General features: G+C 32.3%; 16 protein-coding genes and 1 other annotated feature. Of the genes, 9 read left to right on the top strand and 7 right to left on the bottom strand.

Annotated features, from left to right (window positions below; translation table 11 throughout):
* Positions 1-31: 31 nt before the first annotated feature.
* Positions 32-766 carry an amino acid ABC transporter ATP-binding protein gene (locus NH288_RS00385; RefSeq protein WP_321161871.1) on the bottom strand — a complete coding sequence of 245 codons (735 nt, stop codon included), beginning with the start codon at positions 764-766 and terminating at the stop codon, positions 32-34.
* Positions 744-2,318, bottom strand: coding sequence for an ABC transporter substrate-binding protein/permease (locus NH288_RS00380; RefSeq protein ID WP_265212213.1), 1,575 nt, complete (start codon positions 2,316-2,318; stop codon positions 744-746). Before NH288_RS00380 ends, NH288_RS00385 begins: the two co-directional genes overlap by 23 nt.
* A 62-nt stretch (positions 2,319-2,380) precedes the next feature.
* Positions 2,381-2,608, bottom strand: a binding site (T-box leader).
* 138 nt (positions 2,609-2,746) lie between these two features.
* Here NH288_RS00380 and NH288_RS00375 point away from each other — a divergent pair.
* Positions 2,747-3,535: an Mrp/NBP35 family ATP-binding protein gene (locus tag NH288_RS00375; protein ID WP_265212211.1), complete on the top strand. Its 789-nt coding sequence runs from the start codon at positions 2,747-2,749 to the stop codon at positions 3,533-3,535.
* A gap of 2 nt (positions 3,536-3,537) precedes the next feature.
* Positions 3,538-4,539 carry a DUF1002 domain-containing protein gene (locus NH288_RS00370; RefSeq protein ID WP_265212210.1) on the top strand — a complete coding sequence of 334 codons (1,002 nt, stop codon included), beginning with the start codon at positions 3,538-3,540 and terminating at the stop codon, positions 4,537-4,539.
* A 46-nt stretch (positions 4,540-4,585) separates the two neighbouring features.
* Here NH288_RS00370 and NH288_RS00365 read toward each other — a convergent pair whose 3' ends face one another.
* Both NH288_RS00365 and NH288_RS00360 read right to left on the bottom strand, forming a co-directional pair.
* Entirely contained in the window at positions 4,586-5,752 is a 1,167-nt protein-coding gene (locus tag NH288_RS00365; protein WP_265212209.1) for a C40 family peptidase, read from the bottom strand.
* A gap of 46 nt (positions 5,753-5,798) precedes the next feature.
* Complete coding sequence (locus NH288_RS00360; RefSeq protein WP_265212208.1) at positions 5,799-6,398, bottom strand: hypothetical protein; 600 nt, start codon at positions 6,396-6,398, stop codon at positions 5,799-5,801.
* Positions 6,399-6,546: 148 nt separating this feature from the next.
* On the opposite strand from NH288_RS00360, the gene glsA reads away from it, so the two are divergent.
* From glsA to NH288_RS00345, 3 genes are all read left to right on the top strand, one after another.
* Positions 6,547-7,479, top strand: a complete 933-nt coding sequence (gene glsA / locus NH288_RS00355) for a glutaminase A (RefSeq protein WP_106461141.1) — start codon at positions 6,547-6,549, stop codon at positions 7,477-7,479.
* 9 nt (positions 7,480-7,488) lie between these two features.
* Positions 7,489-7,830: a hypothetical protein gene (locus NH288_RS00350; protein ID WP_106460857.1), complete on the top strand. Its 342-nt coding sequence runs from the start codon at positions 7,489-7,491 to the stop codon at positions 7,828-7,830.
* A 99-nt stretch (positions 7,831-7,929) separates the two neighbouring features.
* Positions 7,930-8,817: a helix-turn-helix domain-containing protein gene (locus NH288_RS00345; RefSeq protein ID WP_265212207.1), complete on the top strand. Its 888-nt coding sequence runs from the start codon at positions 7,930-7,932 to the stop codon at positions 8,815-8,817.
* Here NH288_RS00345 and NH288_RS00340 read toward each other — a convergent pair.
* Complete coding sequence (locus NH288_RS00340; RefSeq protein WP_265212206.1) at positions 8,809-8,934, bottom strand: hypothetical protein; 126 nt, start codon at positions 8,932-8,934, stop codon at positions 8,809-8,811. The two genes, NH288_RS00345 and NH288_RS00340, sit on opposite strands and share 9 nt — an antisense overlap.
* A 542-nt stretch (positions 8,935-9,476) precedes the next feature.
* Here NH288_RS00340 and NH288_RS00335 point away from each other — a divergent pair.
* Genes NH288_RS00335 through NH288_RS00325 form a run of 3 tightly spaced genes read left to right on the top strand, consistent with a single transcriptional unit; the run spans position 9,477 to position 13,896 of the window.
* The gene (locus NH288_RS00335; protein ID WP_265212205.1) at positions 9,477-10,538 is read left to right on the top strand and encodes a radical SAM protein; all 1,062 of its coding nucleotides are present in this window, start codon (positions 9,477-9,479) and stop codon (positions 10,536-10,538) included.
* Between the two features lie 15 nt (positions 10,539-10,553).
* Positions 10,554-12,143, top strand: a complete 1,590-nt coding sequence (locus NH288_RS00330) for an ABC transporter ATP-binding protein (protein WP_265212204.1) — start codon at positions 10,554-10,556, stop codon at positions 12,141-12,143.
* Positions 12,136-13,896: a YcaO-like family protein gene (locus NH288_RS00325; RefSeq protein WP_265212203.1), complete on the top strand. Its 1,761-nt coding sequence runs from the start codon at positions 12,136-12,138 to the stop codon at positions 13,894-13,896. The genes NH288_RS00330 and NH288_RS00325 overlap by 8 nt, the downstream gene beginning before the upstream one ends.
* Before the next feature lie 379 nt (positions 13,897-14,275).
* Here the strand turns inward: NH288_RS00325 and NH288_RS00320 are convergent, their stop codons facing one another.
* On the bottom strand, positions 14,276-15,433 hold the full coding sequence (locus NH288_RS00320; RefSeq protein WP_265212202.1) for an MFS transporter: 1,158 nt from the start codon (positions 15,431-15,433) through the stop codon (positions 14,276-14,278).
* A 104-nt stretch (positions 15,434-15,537) separates the two neighbouring features.
* Positions 15,538-15,822: a GNAT family N-acetyltransferase gene (locus NH288_RS00315; RefSeq protein WP_265212201.1), complete on the bottom strand. Its 285-nt coding sequence runs from the start codon at positions 15,820-15,822 to the stop codon at positions 15,538-15,540.
* 108 nt (positions 15,823-15,930) lie between these two features.
* On the opposite strand from NH288_RS00315, the gene NH288_RS00310 reads away from it, so the two are divergent.
* Entirely contained in the window at positions 15,931-16,668 is a 738-nt protein-coding gene (locus NH288_RS00310; protein WP_265212199.1) for a hypothetical protein, read from the top strand.
* Positions 16,669-16,725: the final 57 nt, after the last annotated feature.

Here is a 16,725-nt window from a genome sequence, read left to right as displayed (position 1 = left end):
TATCTATCAATCTTTGTCTTATTTTTTTCATCTAATTATCTAAGAATCTCTTCAAGAATTCCTTTGTCCTTTCGTTTTTAGGATTTTCGAAGATTTCTTTTGCACTTGCTTCTTCTAGGATGATTCCCTTATCCATAAAGAGAACCCTATCTGATACATCTCTTGCAAAATCCATCTCGTGAGTTACTACTACCATAGTCATACCACTTTTTGCAAGACTTGTCATTACATCTAATACTTCTCCTACAGTTTCTGGGTCTAGAGCACTGGTAGGCTCATCGAAAAGTAGGATTTCTGGGTTCATACAGAGGGCACGGGCTATAGCCACTCTTTGCTGCTGACCACCTGATATCTGGCTTGGCTTGGCATTTATATACTTATCCATGCCTACAGATGCTAGGTATTTCATGGCTGTTGCCTTTGCCTTTTCCTTGTCTATTTTTAGGACCTTTTCTTGGCCTATCATGCAATTTTCTAGGATATTTTTGTTGGCAAAGAGGTTGAAGTTTTGAAATACCATTCCCACCTGGCTCCTATACTTTCTCCTGTCAAAGGAGTGGTCGAGGATGTTAGAACCTTCATAGATAATCTCTCCGCTTGTAGGCTCTTCTAGGAGGTTTAGGCATCTTAGGAGGGTGGACTTACCAGATCCTGATGAGCCGATTATTGTCACAACCTCGCCCTTGTTGACTTCTAGGTTTATATCCTTTAGGACTAGGTTGTCACCAAATTTTTTCTCTAAATTATTTACTTGAATTATTGACATTTGTTGCTCCTGTTGATGATTCTAGGATAAAGTCCCTATCGTTAAATCTTCTTTCTATTAGAAGTAGGATTCTTGTGATTGTAAAGGTTAGTACAAGGTAAATTACCGCTGTTATGAGGTAGGTTGGGAAGTATTGGTAGGTTGATCCTGCTACAGATTTTGACATAAAGAATAATTCTGTCACAGAGATTACGTTTAGGACTGAAGTATCCTTGATGTTAATTACAAATTCATTACCAAGAGATGGCAAGATTGTCTTGATTGTCTGTGGCAAGATTATGTGGACCATGGCCTGAGAATTGCTCATGCCTATTGCCTTGCAGGCTTCAAATTGGCCGGCATTTACCGCATTTATTCCACCACGTACTACCTCAGATAGGTAGGCACCCGTATTGATTGATACTATGAGGATGGCTGCAAACATTGTTGAAAGGTCTATATCAAAATATTGTTTTAGACCGTAGAAGATGATTACAGATTGTACCATCATTGGTGTGCCCCTAAAGACTTCTACATAGATTGAAAGTAGGGCATTGATGAATTTGTGAAAATAAAAGCCGATTGGATTGGTCTTTTTATTTACATCTATTCTTCTTATTACAGCCACTACTAGGCCTATGATAAAGCCAAGTATTGTTGAAATTATAGCGATTAAGAGGGTATTTACAACACCCTTTAGGAAGAGGTCCTTATATTGGTCCCAAATATCCTTCACTTCCTCAAGGAAGGTCTTGTGGACTTCTTCTGCTGTGGTAATTTTTACCATTTCGGTCATGATTTCATCTTGGACCTTGTCTATGTCTAGGTCCTTGAGATAGGCATTGACTTCTTCTGTCATTGGAGAGCCCTTGGCAAGGCCTACTGCTACTGTTGTGTCATCATCTGATGTCTTGAAGTTTTTATCATCATCAAATTTGATATAGGTTAGCTTTGGATTGGATGAAATAGCTGATTGGGCACCGGCTTCTTCTGATACATAGCCATCAAGGGTGCCGGCGTTGGTTGCAGCTATCATTGTAGGGAAGGAATCCATTGGCTCTTGCTTGTCAACTCCCTCCATTTGGTCGACCACGTCGGCATGGAAGGTACCAAGTTGGCCTGTAATCTTAGCTCCCTTAAAGTCATTTATAGACTTAGCATCCTTGTATTTTGAATCTTTTGGAACTACGACTACCATCTTTGCCCTATAATAAGGTAGGGAGAAGTCGATTTGCTTACGTCTTTCATCTGTTGGGCTCATACCGGCAAGGATTGCGTCAATCTTACCGCTTGTTAGGGCTGGAATTAGGCCGTCCCATTCGATTTTATAAATCTCAAGCTTTTTGCCCAAGTGGTCTGCAATTTTTTCTGCAAATTTTACATCGTAGCCGTTGGCGTATTCTCCAGGTGAATTGGCTACTGGATATCCACCGTTTTTGTCATTAACCTCTGAAAAGTTGTATGGGGCATAGTTAACCTCCATGCCAACTCTTAGCACATCTTCACTTGCATCAGCATTTCCTACAGGTATAAGTAGGATGGCTGCTAGCAAGGATAAGAAAAATCTCTTCATAATAAATCCTTTCATAATAATTTTTTGTACCATCAAAAAAGCCCTTATTATCCGTCTTGGATAATAAGGGCGAAAATCGCGTTACCACCTTAATTTATGTATTTTTCACAAAACACACCTCTGAAAGTACAAACATACTCCTTTGCTATAACGTGCAAAACCCGTCCTTGGATCATAATCCCCAAGAAGACTCCAAGTTTTTATTCATAAAAGCCTACGATACCCCTTCACACCTAGCGGGGCTCTCTTAAATCTTCCTCTCTTACTACTCGTCTTTTCAAAGTCTTTACACTATAGTACATTAAATTCATATAAATGTCAAGCTCCCTTTTTTAATCCTGACAAAAATTTTAATGGAAATTAATGGAGGATATAATATAATTAATCATGAAGCTTTAAGCTTTTTTGCGTTTAAGAAAGGAAATTTTATGACAAATAGAAAAATGAACTTTGATAAGTTTAAAATACAAACTCAGCCAGGTACTGAGATCAAAAAGATTATTGCTGTTATGAGTGGTAAGGGAGGAGTAGGTAAATCATCTATTTCTAGCCAAATAGCCACACTTTTACAAAACAAGGGCCACAAGGTAGGCATCCTTGATGCTGATATCACAGGTCCATCCATAGCAGAGGCTTTTGGTATAAATGAGCCAGCTAGAGGAACTAAGGAAGGAATTATGAGCCCTGCCAAGGCAGATAATGGGATTAGGCTTATTTCTACAAATATGATTTTGCCAAATAAGACAGACCCAGTTGTGTGGAGATCTTCAATTCTAACAAATGTTTTAAAACAATTTTATACTGATGTAAATTGGGGAGAGATTGACTATCTAATAGTAGATATGCCACCAGGAACAGGCGATGTACCACTTACAGTCTTCCAATCCTTGCCAATTGATGGGGTAGTAGCAGTAGCCACTCCTCAGGGTCTTGTGGAAATGGTTGTTGAAAAATCAATTAAGATGGCTAAGATGATGGGTAAAAATATCCTAGGCATAGTTGAAAATATGTCTTATTTCAAATGCCCAGATTGCGGAAGCGAACACGCTATCTTTGGCAAGTCCAATATAGAAGAAGTAGCCAAAAAATATGACATAGACACCCTAGTAAAGCTTCCAATTGACCCATCAATTGCAGAAAAAATTGACCAAGGTATGGCAACAGAGATTGAAAATACTCTTCTTAACCCAATCATAGAAAAAATCGAGGCACTTTAATTATGAAAAAGAAAATTTTAGGCCTTGTGGCAGCTTTTTCAATATTTTTGACAAGCACCGCCTTTGCAACAAGTTTTAACAAGTCAAACGACGATATAATCTACGGTGTGGCCTTAAATGACCAACAAAGAAAAATCGTGGACAATGCCATCGGTATAAATACAGATGACTACAATGTCGGAACTGTAAATGGAGCCGACCTTAAAAAATACCTAGGCTATAGTACAGCTGATTCAAACATGATTTCATCAGTAACAGTAAAAAGGCTTCCTAAGGGATCTGGTATTAAGGTAAATATCAAGACTCCAGGCAATATTTCTCAAATCACAGAGGCCCAATACACCAATGCTGCCATCACAGCAGGCATTACAGATGCAGAAATAAATGTAGCTAGCCCAAAACCAGTTACAGGAGAATCTGCCCTAGTCGGGGTCTACAAATCCGAAGAATATCACGGCCAGACCATAGATGTCGAAAGAACAAAGACTGCCCAAGAAGAGCTAGCAACTGTAATAGAAGTAGCCAAGGAAAATGAGGGCAAGGATGGCTTTGATTCAAAAGATTTGGATAAGGCGGTAATTGAAGTAAAGCAAAGACTAGCCGACTATAAGGAAAAAAACGGCGAAACAGCTTCAAATGATCAGATTGCAATCTTTATCAAGGATGCCCTAAATAATGTAAATATGGGAGATATATTATCAAATAATAATATCAATCTTTTGGTAAATTATTTTAATAACTACCAATCTACTTCTGCTATAGATAGTAAGGAAGTAAGGGACAACCTCCTAAAATTAGGAAAGGACCTAGGATCTAAGGCGAGCAAATTCTACGCTGACAACAAAGACACCATAGATAAGTTTGCTAAGGACAATAAGGAAAATATCGAGAAAATCGCCAAAGATGCCAAGGATTCAGGCCTTCTTGATAAGATAATAGCCTTCTTTAGGGATATTATTAATTCAATCATGGGTAACGATTCACAAGATCAATCAAATAATTAAGCACATAAAAACAGACTTTTGTTAACTCAAAAGTCTGTTTTTGTATTTATTCTACTATTCTTCTGATAGAGATTGGGTTTCTAATTGGGCTTATGATTATGCCGTATTTTGGAGATGAGGCATGGACCATGTTGCCGTAGCCATCTGCAAGGCCAACGTGGGTGATATTATTTAGGCTTGTTCCAAAGAAGACCAAATCTCCTGCCTTTTCCTCTCCAAATGGTATTTCCACACCGTATCTTTGCTGGCTTTGAGCAAAGTGTGGTAGGCCAATGCCTATGGTTTCATAGATTCTCTTTGTAAAACCTGAGCAGTCTATACCATTGTTAAGGTCGCTTCCTCCAAATACATAAGGGTTTCCTAAGAATTTGACCCCATATGAATAAAGATCGATTCCTGTCTGGCTTCCTTGCATGTGAACTGTGATTTGTGGGAGGTTTTCTGTAGCTTGGTAGCTTTCGTTATTTGCCAGGCTATAAACTGGTCCCTGGCTAAAGATAGGGGCTTCGGTGTAGGTTTTGGAGTGGTTGAGCTTGTAATAATAATTATAAAGCTCATCAATTATATCCTGGCTCCTAAAGGATAGGGCTAGGTCTTTAAAATGCATATAGCCGATTTTCTCGCCAGCATTTGCCTCGCCATCACCGACTGTGACAAGCTCTGGGCTTGCGTTCTTGCCGATTGTTTCGACAGGTACATCGATATTATTGGCTGATCCTGTAAGCATCCTATAAAGCAGGTCCTTGTCATTTTTCCTTTCTACATTTAGGAATTCATTGTCAAAGCGGCCTTGCTCATAAGAGACTTTTACATAGTCTCCGATATTTACAAATTCAAGGATTGTAACCTTGCTTCCTGCTTTTAGGGTGTAGGATGTGAGGTTTTCTGAATCATCCTTAGGGTCTTTTTTAATCTCAGCATCATTTATTAGGGAAGTGTGGTTTAGCTTATAAAAATTATTTTTATTTACAAAACCTGTCTTGCCCTTATATTCTATTTTATAGTAATTATCATCCTCGCTAAGCATGTTGTGGATATCAGTAGCTTCGATTGTATCTGTCGCATTTAGATTGCCATCTATTTCTTCATAGAAGGATGCAGATGAGCCTACTTCTTTGTTAAGCATGACACTATCTGCATAGGCTGGCCTTACAAAGGCGATTGAAGCTAGGATTCCTAGGCCTAGGAGAGTAAACTTTCTATTTTTAATCATTCTTACTCCAGTCTAATCTATTATAATTTTATATAATATTTAAGGATTAGTCAAGTTTATAGGAGTTAAAAAGCTCGTAGGCAAAGTCTACTAGGTTTTTGGAATAATCATTTCTAAGATAGGCTGGGTCTAGGTGGTTAATCCTAACCCTGTCTAGGCCATCAGAATCTTTAAAAAACTTGGCAAGTCTCATAGCCCTATCAAAGTCATCATCCTCATTTATAAAGCCCTTTATGACTTCATCCATTATCTTATCATCCTTGGCATGGGCTGCGATTACTGCTTGGAGGATTCTTTTATCCTTTGGGTCTGCGTAGGAATATTCTATAGATTCTTTGGCTGCCCTCATCCCATGTTCAGTGTCCCAACCGTCATTGACCCTTCTTGTATCGTGAAGGCTGGCTGCATTTCTTAAAACATCCATATCAGCAGAATCAAGTCCATAGTGGAAGCCCAAAATATGGACAAAGAGTATTACCCTTTCGATGTGGTCTCTGCCGTGGATGTGGGATTTAAAAAGTATATCGTAATTTAACCTGTCATAGCTATCTTTAAGCATGTCAAAATAAGAAGAATTTATGAAATCATCATAGAAATCATAGGCTCTAATCCATTCTTCATTTTCTAATATATCTATAATTCGCATAAGAGGCTCCTTTATTTTATATTCTGTTATATCTTTATACCCAATTTTACGTCTTTTAAGGCGAAATATGGGTGGATTTTATAAAAAGTTTGAAAGGGGTATAAATATAAGAGTAAGGAAAATTACAATAAGATTTGTAGGAGGTCTTATGTTTTTTGATAGAAATGAAATAGATGTAAGAATCAGAAGAGCAATCATAAAAAGCGAGAGATTTATAGGCCAAGGAGAGGTTGCAACATACATACCAGAGCTAGCAAATGTTGACCCTGATAGCTTCGCCCTAGCCATCACATCCATAACAGGAGATACCTTCCTTTATGGAGAGGTTGATAAGATATTTTCCCTCCAATCTATATCCAAAATCCTGGACCTTTTGGTAGCCCTTCATGACAATAAATTAGAAGATGTTTATAATAAGGTAGGCAGTGAGCCAACCAGGTATGAATTTAATTCCCTAGTGCCAATTACAGACAAACCAGCCAACCCCTTCATAAATGCAGGGGCCATCACAACTACATCCATGATAATGGGAAATAATATAGATGAGAGATTTAAAAGACTTATGGACTTTTATAATATGATAGCAGGCTCAGATACATCGGTATTTTTAAAGGATGTCTATGAATCAGAAATGGAAACATCTGACAGGAACAAGGCCATAAGCTACTACCTAAAGAGTAAGGGAATTTTTGATGCTGACCCAAGTGAGGTCCTAGATTTATATATAAGGTCTTGCTCCATAGGCACAGACATAGAAAGCCTATCCCACTTTGGGGCAGTTCTAGCCAATAGGGGCTACGGAATAGATAAAATCCAAGACCTAATCCCAGAATCAATTGTATCCATAATAGTAAGTCAGATGGCATCATGCGGTATGTATGAAAACTCTGGATCCTACCTTATGAATGTAGGTATCCCATCAAAATCAGGTGTAAGCGGGGCAATTCTTGGTATAGTCCCAGGAGTCTGCGGCATAGCAGTCTACTCACCAAGACTAGATAAGACAGGCAACTCAGTAAGGGGTAAGGAATTATTAAAAATCTTATCCTACGAACTAAATTTAAATATATTTGTAAAATAGGAGGAAAAAATGCCAACACTTTCACTAGCACTTTATCTAATAGGACTCATCGCCCTATATTTTGTAAAATTGCCAGCCTATGTATTAATAATACTTGCCATAGCAGTCTTCGCCCTAACCCTAGTTAAGCCAGAAAGAAAGGCCAAGGGTAAGGTCCTAGATTTAAAATTAACCCTAATAGGAGCAGCAATCTATGGAGTGACAATATTAATCTTATATTTTGTTAGAACTAAGCTAAATATAGTAGACCCAAACGCAGACATAAGTAGCCTAATAAAGATAATCTTTAACGGTATAGGTATCTATTCTATAGTAAACTTCCTTGAAGCTAGGAAGCTTTTTGAAAAATAGAATAATTTAGATAATAAAAATTAAGAATCTCGGGTTAATTCCGGGATTCTTTCCTTTAAAATTAAAATCTAAAGTATAATTATATCCAAGGAGCAAGTTATGACTAAAAACCAAGACTTTGGAAAGCTTTTAAAAGATATCAGGATAGGAAAAAGATTAAGGCAAGAGGATGTAGAATATCTTACAGGCATAAGCGTAAGAAGCCTATCTAGACTTGAAAATGGTAATATAAAGAGCCTAGGAGCAGATTCCCTTATCTTACTTTCGCAGGCTTATGAAGAAGATTTACTTGATATATATTATAAAAATCATTTTGAAACAGACTACCTTTATGAAGAAATATTAAATAAATTGGGAGTAGCAAGCATCTTTATCGAAAGAAACGAAGCAGAAATCCTATCAAAGAAACTTTCTACAGTTGAAAATGATAATAAGTTAATGATGGGAAAAGAAAAAAACATTAAACTTTTAAGACTATTTATGGATAGGGTACTGAATAAGGAATTTGATAAATTCGATTTTAAAGAAAGATATGAAGAGATTACATCAACAATATACAATAATTCTAATATTATTGATAGGAAGTATTCCACCATAGAAATGAGGATTTTAGTAAATATATGTAATGATTTTAAAGAATATAAATCATTTAACAATTATGAAATTTTAGAAAAAATATCTAAAGATTGCAATAATCATACTGTTAAAATGTTGATTTTTAATTCTATTATAAATAGACTTTATGTTGATTTCAGAAGCAAAGAAGCTCTAAGTTTAATTAATATAGCTATCAATGAAGCATCATTAAAAAAAGATGTAGAAGCTTTATCATTATTTTATTATGATAAATTTATATGTGAATATGATTTAGGATATAACACCTATGAAGAATCAATAAATTTGGCTAAATGGAGTGCCAAATTATCCGGCTTTGAGAGGTTAAATGAGATGATTGAATTTAAAAGTTATAATTTAATGCTAGATTAGCTTATCAATTGAATAAACTTCTATAATATCATCTTCTCTGTCACCAGATAGGTTGCTTGGTAAAATCAGTACAATTAATAATAGTGTAATATAAAAAGTTTTGAAAAATTTGTTCATAATAAATCCTTTCATAAAATCTAAACTAATTATATAATATTCATAAAATTTGTACAGGACACATGTGTCCTGTACAAATTTTTAAATTACAGTTATATTTATATATAAATCGATTTATTATTTACATTGTTATGAAAGGAGATAGAGTCCGTATAATTGAGTAAAAAAGAAAATGTCATTTTATAACCAAAATATTAAAATACATCTGCTAAATTGTATATTAGAAAGAAATAGTAAATATTGTACTAGTAAATTTTGCATAATATTTTGGAATGGATTGATGTAATAGAATATTGAAATAGATAATATAATATATAAAATTGAAGTTTTAATTTAAAGAAAGGAAAATTTTACATGAAGATTTTATTTAAAGGTCTAAGACAAGGTGCTATAACTATTAAAAGTTGCGGTACTAAAAGAACGCAGCAAACTAAAATAAGTATAATGTAAAAAATTAGAGAATTGGCATAATATTAAGATAGAAATATATACTCATATATAAAAAGAAATTAATAAATAATGCCAATTCTCTGTAAGAAATTATGCATATACACTATTTTGGAGAAGGCGCTCTTTTATTTGACAATAATAAAAAGATATATGTCGGTAAAAATGAGTTAAACGCTATTAATAATAAAATAAAAAAATATAAATCATTGAATAGAGAAAATATAAAATCTAATGATAAGTTAATATTGAATACAGAGAGTATTGAAGAAAGTGGAAGACAGGGATTTTACTATCCTGAATTAATAAATCTATTTATTACTAATAAATGCCCTCAAAATTGCATTCATTGTTTTAATGATTCTGATATGAATGCTAATGAGATGGAATTTAAAGATATTATAAGAATAATCAATATGATAAATAAGAAAACACCACAAATTACTTTAACCGGTGGTGAGCCTTTAGTACATAAAGATTTTTTAAATATTGTAGATAGTATAAATGGTTTTGATTATAAATCAATAGTTACGTCTCTTAATATATCAAATATAGATATTGTAAAATCATTAGAAAATTTTAATGAAATACAGATATCTATATATGGACATGACAGATTTTCTCATGATAATTTTACTAAAAATGTTGGGGCCTTTGATCGAGTTTGGAAAAATATTAAAAAGTTATCGTCTACAAATACTAATATAACGATTTCGAGTATGAATAACGAGCCTAATAAATTAGAAGATATAGTAAAATTGGCTATTGATAGCGGTGTAAAAAAAATACAATTTGGTGAATTAGTTAATATGGGTAGAGCAAAAATCAATGAAAATAAATTATGCTTTAAAAAAATAGAGCCTAGAATTATATTTAATTTAAAGTCTAAATATAGAAATTATATAGATATTATATATGATGAAGGGTGCTTAACGAACTCTATTTCAGTATCCTGTGGTGCTGGAATATCAAAGTTAGATATAGATTCCAATGGGTTTATTTATCCTTGTATTCTAAGTAACCAAAAGAGTAGCTTAAATATTTTAGATTATGATAACTTTTTTGAAAATAACATTTTTAATTATTTAGATGGTGTCTATTTTGAGAATATATTTTGTAAGGGTCTTGAAAATAATCCTTATGCAATTTTAAATTAACTCACTGGGGAAATTATGAATTATAAAAATAAAAATATTAAAATTATTTCACTTATATATATATTCATATCCATAATGCTAGCTATTTTAGTCTCTGTACAACCATATATACTTAAAAATATAATAGATAATTATAGAAATATATCTGTAACTAAAAATAACATTATAAAATATGGCGTGTCTATATTAGGAATTATTATATTTGAATATATTACAAAGATATTATTGATAAAATTAACAGTTAATATGAAAAGAATCATGATATCACAAATTATAGGTTTCGTTGAACAGGATGAAACTCTATTTAAAAATAATGATTATGTCGCCGATATAAATGTGGATATTAATAATAATGTTGAGGATTTTATTAAAGATTATTATATTAATAAGTTAGATATAATAATTCTTTTAGTTAATATGCTTATTTATAGCTTTGCGATAATAAATTTAGACTTTGTTCTTATATTGCTTATATTGATTCCAAATATATTAACTTTGAGTATACCTTATATTTTTAAATCTAGAGTTGAACTATACAAAAATGAAAATATAGAAAAAAACAAACTTTTTAATAGTATTATTTTAGATTATACTTTGGGGATAAATGTTATTAGAAATATGTTAGCTACTTTTGAATTTAAAAAAGTGGTAAATAAGACTATGAACGACAATTTATATACCGAAAGTAAATTTGGGTATTTAGAAAGTAGCTTGGAGATATTGATTGGGTGTATATCTTATATAGGTCTATTTATACTAATATGTTATGGCTCCGTATCTATATATTATAGGAGTATGACTTTAGGTGCATTTATAGCAGCAATACAATTTTCGGATATAATAATTTCCCCTTTAATTAGATTAATTACCTCTATAAATATACTCAGTTCAGGTAGAGCGTCATATAAAACTTTAGTAAAAAGATATTATGAAAAAGCAAAAGAAGAAACAAATTCAAAAAAATCATATCATGATCATGATTTTAATAACATTGAAATAAATAATCTTCAGTTTTCATATTATGATAGTTTAAATGTTGATTTAAGTAATATTATAATTAATAAATCTAATAAAATATTGATTAAAGGAAATAGTGGCTCTGGAAAATCAACGCTTTTAAGAATTATTACTGGGAAAATCAAAAATTATAATGGGGATATATATATAAACGGACATAATTTAAAAGAATTAGATAATGCTTATATCAATCGATATTTTTCAATTATACCTCAATTTCAGTATATATTTAATACTAGTGTAGATAATAACATAGCTCTTTATTCGTCAATAGATTTTAATGATTTTAGAAATGTATTTGATTTATTTCAATATGATAAAATATCAAAAAAAGATCCAACTTCTCAATCTCTTTCAGGAGGAGAAAAACAAAGAATTGCATTATTAAGAGCAATTATAAGAAATAAAGATATTTTGATTGTTGATGAAGGGCTTAATCAAGTGCAGAAAGAATTAAGGAATGAAATATTGGAGTTTTTACTAAATGATAAAAATTTGACTTTTATCTATGTAAGCCACGATATAGATGATTATATTGACAGATTTGATTTAGTTATAGACATGAACAAAGGAATGTGTGATGTATGAAAATTTAAAAGATAAGAAACCGATTGATACTATTAGAGATATTAAAATGATATTTAAAAAGTTAAATGTTGAACTTGAAGAAAATTGGTTGAATCCTATTGATGGTGTATATTCATTAAATCTTAGGATTATAGGTACAAATCTAGTTTCTAATGGTAAAGGTATAAATCCAGATTTAGCACTGGCTAGTGCTTATGCTGAAATGCTTGAGAGAGTTCAAGAGGGTATACCTTTTAGGCTCCTAGATAGTTTTAACTTATTTAAAAATGTAAATGTTAATTCAGTGATAATAGATGATGAAAAAGTAATTCAAGAATATATATTAAGTTATTTATATAATTATGATATTTTATCTGAATCAGGAATAGAAGTATTTTTAAAACATTTTATGGATCTAATATATCAAATGCCTGTACAAGAAATTATTAGCTACAAAACTTTTGAAGGAAGGAATATAAAATTACCAGGACTATTTGTTGATACATTTTATGGATCTAATGGTATAGCTGCAGGAAATACAAAATATGAATCCCTAAATCAAGCTATTTTCGAAATCATCGAAAGATATACTATCAAAAAAATATTGAATCGTGAAATGACAAAATTTTCAGATATTACTGAATTTATAAGAGATAATTATAATGATTTAAGTTTTAGAATCTCAGACTTAGAAGAATATGGTTTAAGTATTAAAATCATAGATACTAGTTTTGAATATGGTTTACCAACAATAATTGTTCTATTAATAGACAAGCATAAAAAAAGATACTTTGCAAGTTGTGGATGTCACGCAAATTTAAAAATTGCAATAGAAAGATCAGTTACTGAAATTTTTCAAGGTAGGACGATAGATGATTTGAAATCAACTATGACAAGTTTAAGTGCTAGTGTAAATGATAAATTTGAAGAAAATTATAATTCTATATTTATAAATGGTGAAGGAGCATACCCACATATTTTATTTAATTTTGAGTCAATGCATACTTATCCTGGGGATGTATGGGATAAATTATCTAATTTAAAATCTAATAAATGTATATGGGAATTTATTAGTAATATCCTATATAAACTAGGATATGAAATTATGGTAGCTAATCATTCTAAAACAGGATTTTTTACTTATCAAATAATTGTACCGGAAATGAGTGAAGTTACTAATTATTCTAACTACGAATTTATAAAAGACTTTAATGATACTATAAAAGTAAAAAAAATTTTATGTAAAAATAAAAATACAATAGATGATAACGAGGTCGAATTATTAATTTCCTATTTTACAAAATATAAATTTAAGAAAGAGTATGTGTTAAGCGAATTTATTATACTACCTATAGAAAATGATAAATTGACTAGCCTTGATGGGATAAATATTGATTTATTACTATCAGTTTGTTATGCATATAAAGAAAATTATGTAAAAGCTAGGGATGTTTTAAAATCCTATTATGAAGAAATTAGTAAATATTGTTATGATCCGCATATACTAAATTATTATGACATAGCTATTAATATCTATAATCTTAAAAGCCAGGATTATAATGATATAGAAATTACGAATATTTTGAAAAATTTTTACAGTATAGAAGAAATAAAAGAAGTAATTAAGGATTTAATTAAGGATAAATTATTTTTAAATATACCCTATATTCCATGTGTATGTTCATCTTTTTGTGATAAAAAGTGTCATTTATATAAGGAATGTAATATTAAAAATTATATAGATGTGTATAAAAAAATAAATTCTTGTTGTTAAATGATTAATCACGTGAATAATTTATTTTTTATAGTATTTATCATGTCTTAATAATACTTGCCATCGCAGTCTTTGGAATAACCCTAGTTAATCCAGAAAGAAAGGCAAAAGCCAAGGCACTATATTTAAAATTAACCCTAATAGGGGCCGCAATCTATTGGCTAACAATATTAATTTTACACTTCATTAGAACAAAGCTAAATATAATAGATCCAAACGCCGATATAAGTAGCTTTATAAAGATAATCTTCAACGGTATAGGTATCTATTCTATAGTAAACTTCCTAGAAGCTAGAAAAATACTTGAAAAATAGAATATTTTAAACAATGTAAAAATCGTCCCTCATAATAAAATATGAGTTGGACGATTTTTTTAAGATTATTTATTAGCTCTAAATTGCCTTACACTTAGGTATTCGTAGAAGAATATGGCAAAGAGGATTATATAAAATCCTATGAATGATAGGAAAGGGCTGGTGGGACTTTTTAGGGAAAATATCTTTGTGATTAAGTTTAGGTAGAGGCTTGATAAAAATCCTCCTAGGTTCACCCCTACAAAGATGAAATTATTTATAAGTCTTGCTGATGAGCCTCTTACAAATCTTGATACTTCTGCTAGGATATATGGGGTGCAGAGGCTTTGGCAGAAGGCTAAGAGGGCCATGCCTGCTAGGTAGACTAGGAGATTTTCTCCAAAAGAGCCTAGGCTTATGTTAGTTATGATATAGATTACTAGGCCTAGAAGCAAGGTTTTAGACCTGAGTTTTCTATTTATATAACCAAAGAGAAAGCCTGAGATCATGCCTGCTATTGGTAAGATTAGCATGTACATATTAAGGTTTGCATCAGGACTTAGGCTTAGGCTTGCTACCTTGGCAAATCTGATTGATACTGCTGTTGTATTCATTATCATGATGCCTGCAAAGATTATATAAAAAATCATCTGGGCATTGATATGGAGTTTTTCATCTGATTCTTCTAGGTCTACTTCTTCTACTGTTTGGGAGAAAAATCCTAGAATAAGAAAGGCCAAGCTGTAGGTTAAAAAGGCATAGGTCCAAGACTTAGCTCCCCAGATTCCTGCTATAAAGACTAGGATCATTTGCCCTATGTATTCAAAGGAGTTTCTGATGCCGTGGAGGTTTGCTGCTTCATCTCCTTCGTAGAAGGCATTGATGAGGTTGGGCGAGTGGCCATTATAAAAGCCCACTCCCATTCCTAGGATTAGCCTTGAGGCAAAGACTCCAGCATAAGATTTGAAAAATAGGGGAATTAGGCCCGATATACCCACAAAGAAAAGGCCGACTTGGACTGCTCTTTTCATCCCTATTTTCCTTGTTATTTTTTCATTTAATAAGATTAGTATTATTGTAGAAAAGGATGCTAGAGTTACTAGAAACTCTGCAGATGTAAGGGGGATGGCTAGTTCATCAGATAATTTGATGAGTGACCCACTTATTACGCTATTTACAGATATAAAAAGGGCTAATGATAAAATCCCAGCCTTCCTAAAAATATCTTTTCTATTTGTATTCATCATTCACCTCAAAGATAAGAAATCATCTTAATCATACCAAGTATTTTAAAAAAGGTAAAGGCTAATACATTAGCTAAAAAAAGAGGGCAAGGGCCCTCAAATTTTTATCTAGCATCCACATCCTTATAGGACTCATCTTTGTCAAATTTCTTTGCCACATAAGGACAGCTTGGGATTATTTTTAAATTTTCATCTCTGGCATAAGCTACTACAATGTCGACTAATTTGCCGGCAAGACCACGACCGCCATAGGCTGCATCCACTTCGGTGTGGTAGATATCAAGCTTATTTGTTTCTATCCTGTAATCGCATTTGCCAATTAGCTTATCTCCATCATAGACTTCTGACCTAGATTCTTTTTCATTTAATGTGTATTTTATCTTATCCATATTATCACCTCGCTTTACTTATACCCATTTGTCATTATATTATGGTAAATTATTGTTAAAAGTGGTAAATTATTAGTAAGCAGATTTATTTTGCAGATTGGAGATTTTATGAAGAGAGAATATAAATTTTCGTCTATATTTTTAGTTAGACTTATATCGGTGCTTGCTTTGGGCCCAATTGCGGCTATTTTTGGCACAATCCTTGCTGATAAACCAGTTTTGGCCTTATTTATGAATATAATCATGTCTATTTTTGGCTTTGCCTTTAGCTTTGCCATAGCAGGTGGCCTTCTTAGAAATAGGATGGGCAAGGTGGGTGATTATCTAAATCAGATAAATTACATAAATTTCAGGGTGATAACTGTTGCCTTTATTATTGCGCTGGCAAGCAGTATTTTAAATTTTTTGATCCAATACACTGGTGGAACTCTTATAGGACAAGCCTTGGTGAATCCATCAAATAATGCTGTATTTACCATAGGGGCCTTCCTATTACCCTTTGTTGTCATAGTAATTATTGCAATTCTTGGACTTTTGACAGCCTATTCAAATCTTTATCTGGCTGATAATTATGATTTAGATGAGTCAGTCTTTACATCGATTAAAAATATTTTTGTCATTGGCAAGAAACTCATGGCTAGGTCCCTAGTAATTTATGCAATTTTTATAATAGGTCCTTCTGTTTTATTTACAGCATTTACCTTTGCATCTCTGGGTCTTAGTGGTTCAATCGTAATTTTTGGCATCGGTCTTGTTATATTTATCATTTGGATGGTAATAGCTATGATTTTATGCGATGTGAGATTTTCAGATGCTTATTTGGATTATAAAGATGAAATTAATTAAATTTTGGCTGTTACTTTTGTAGCAGCTTTTTTTATATTCCAAATTCAAGGCTATTTG

The sequence above is a fragment of the Anaerococcus sp. NML200537 genome (genome assembly GCF_026131715.1).
In the GTDB taxonomy this organism is placed as follows: Bacteria; Bacillota; Clostridia; order Tissierellales; family Peptoniphilaceae; genus Anaerococcus; species Anaerococcus kampingae.
Note: the sequence above shows the minus strand (reverse complement) of the source record. Positions and strands in the feature narration are given on the sequence as shown.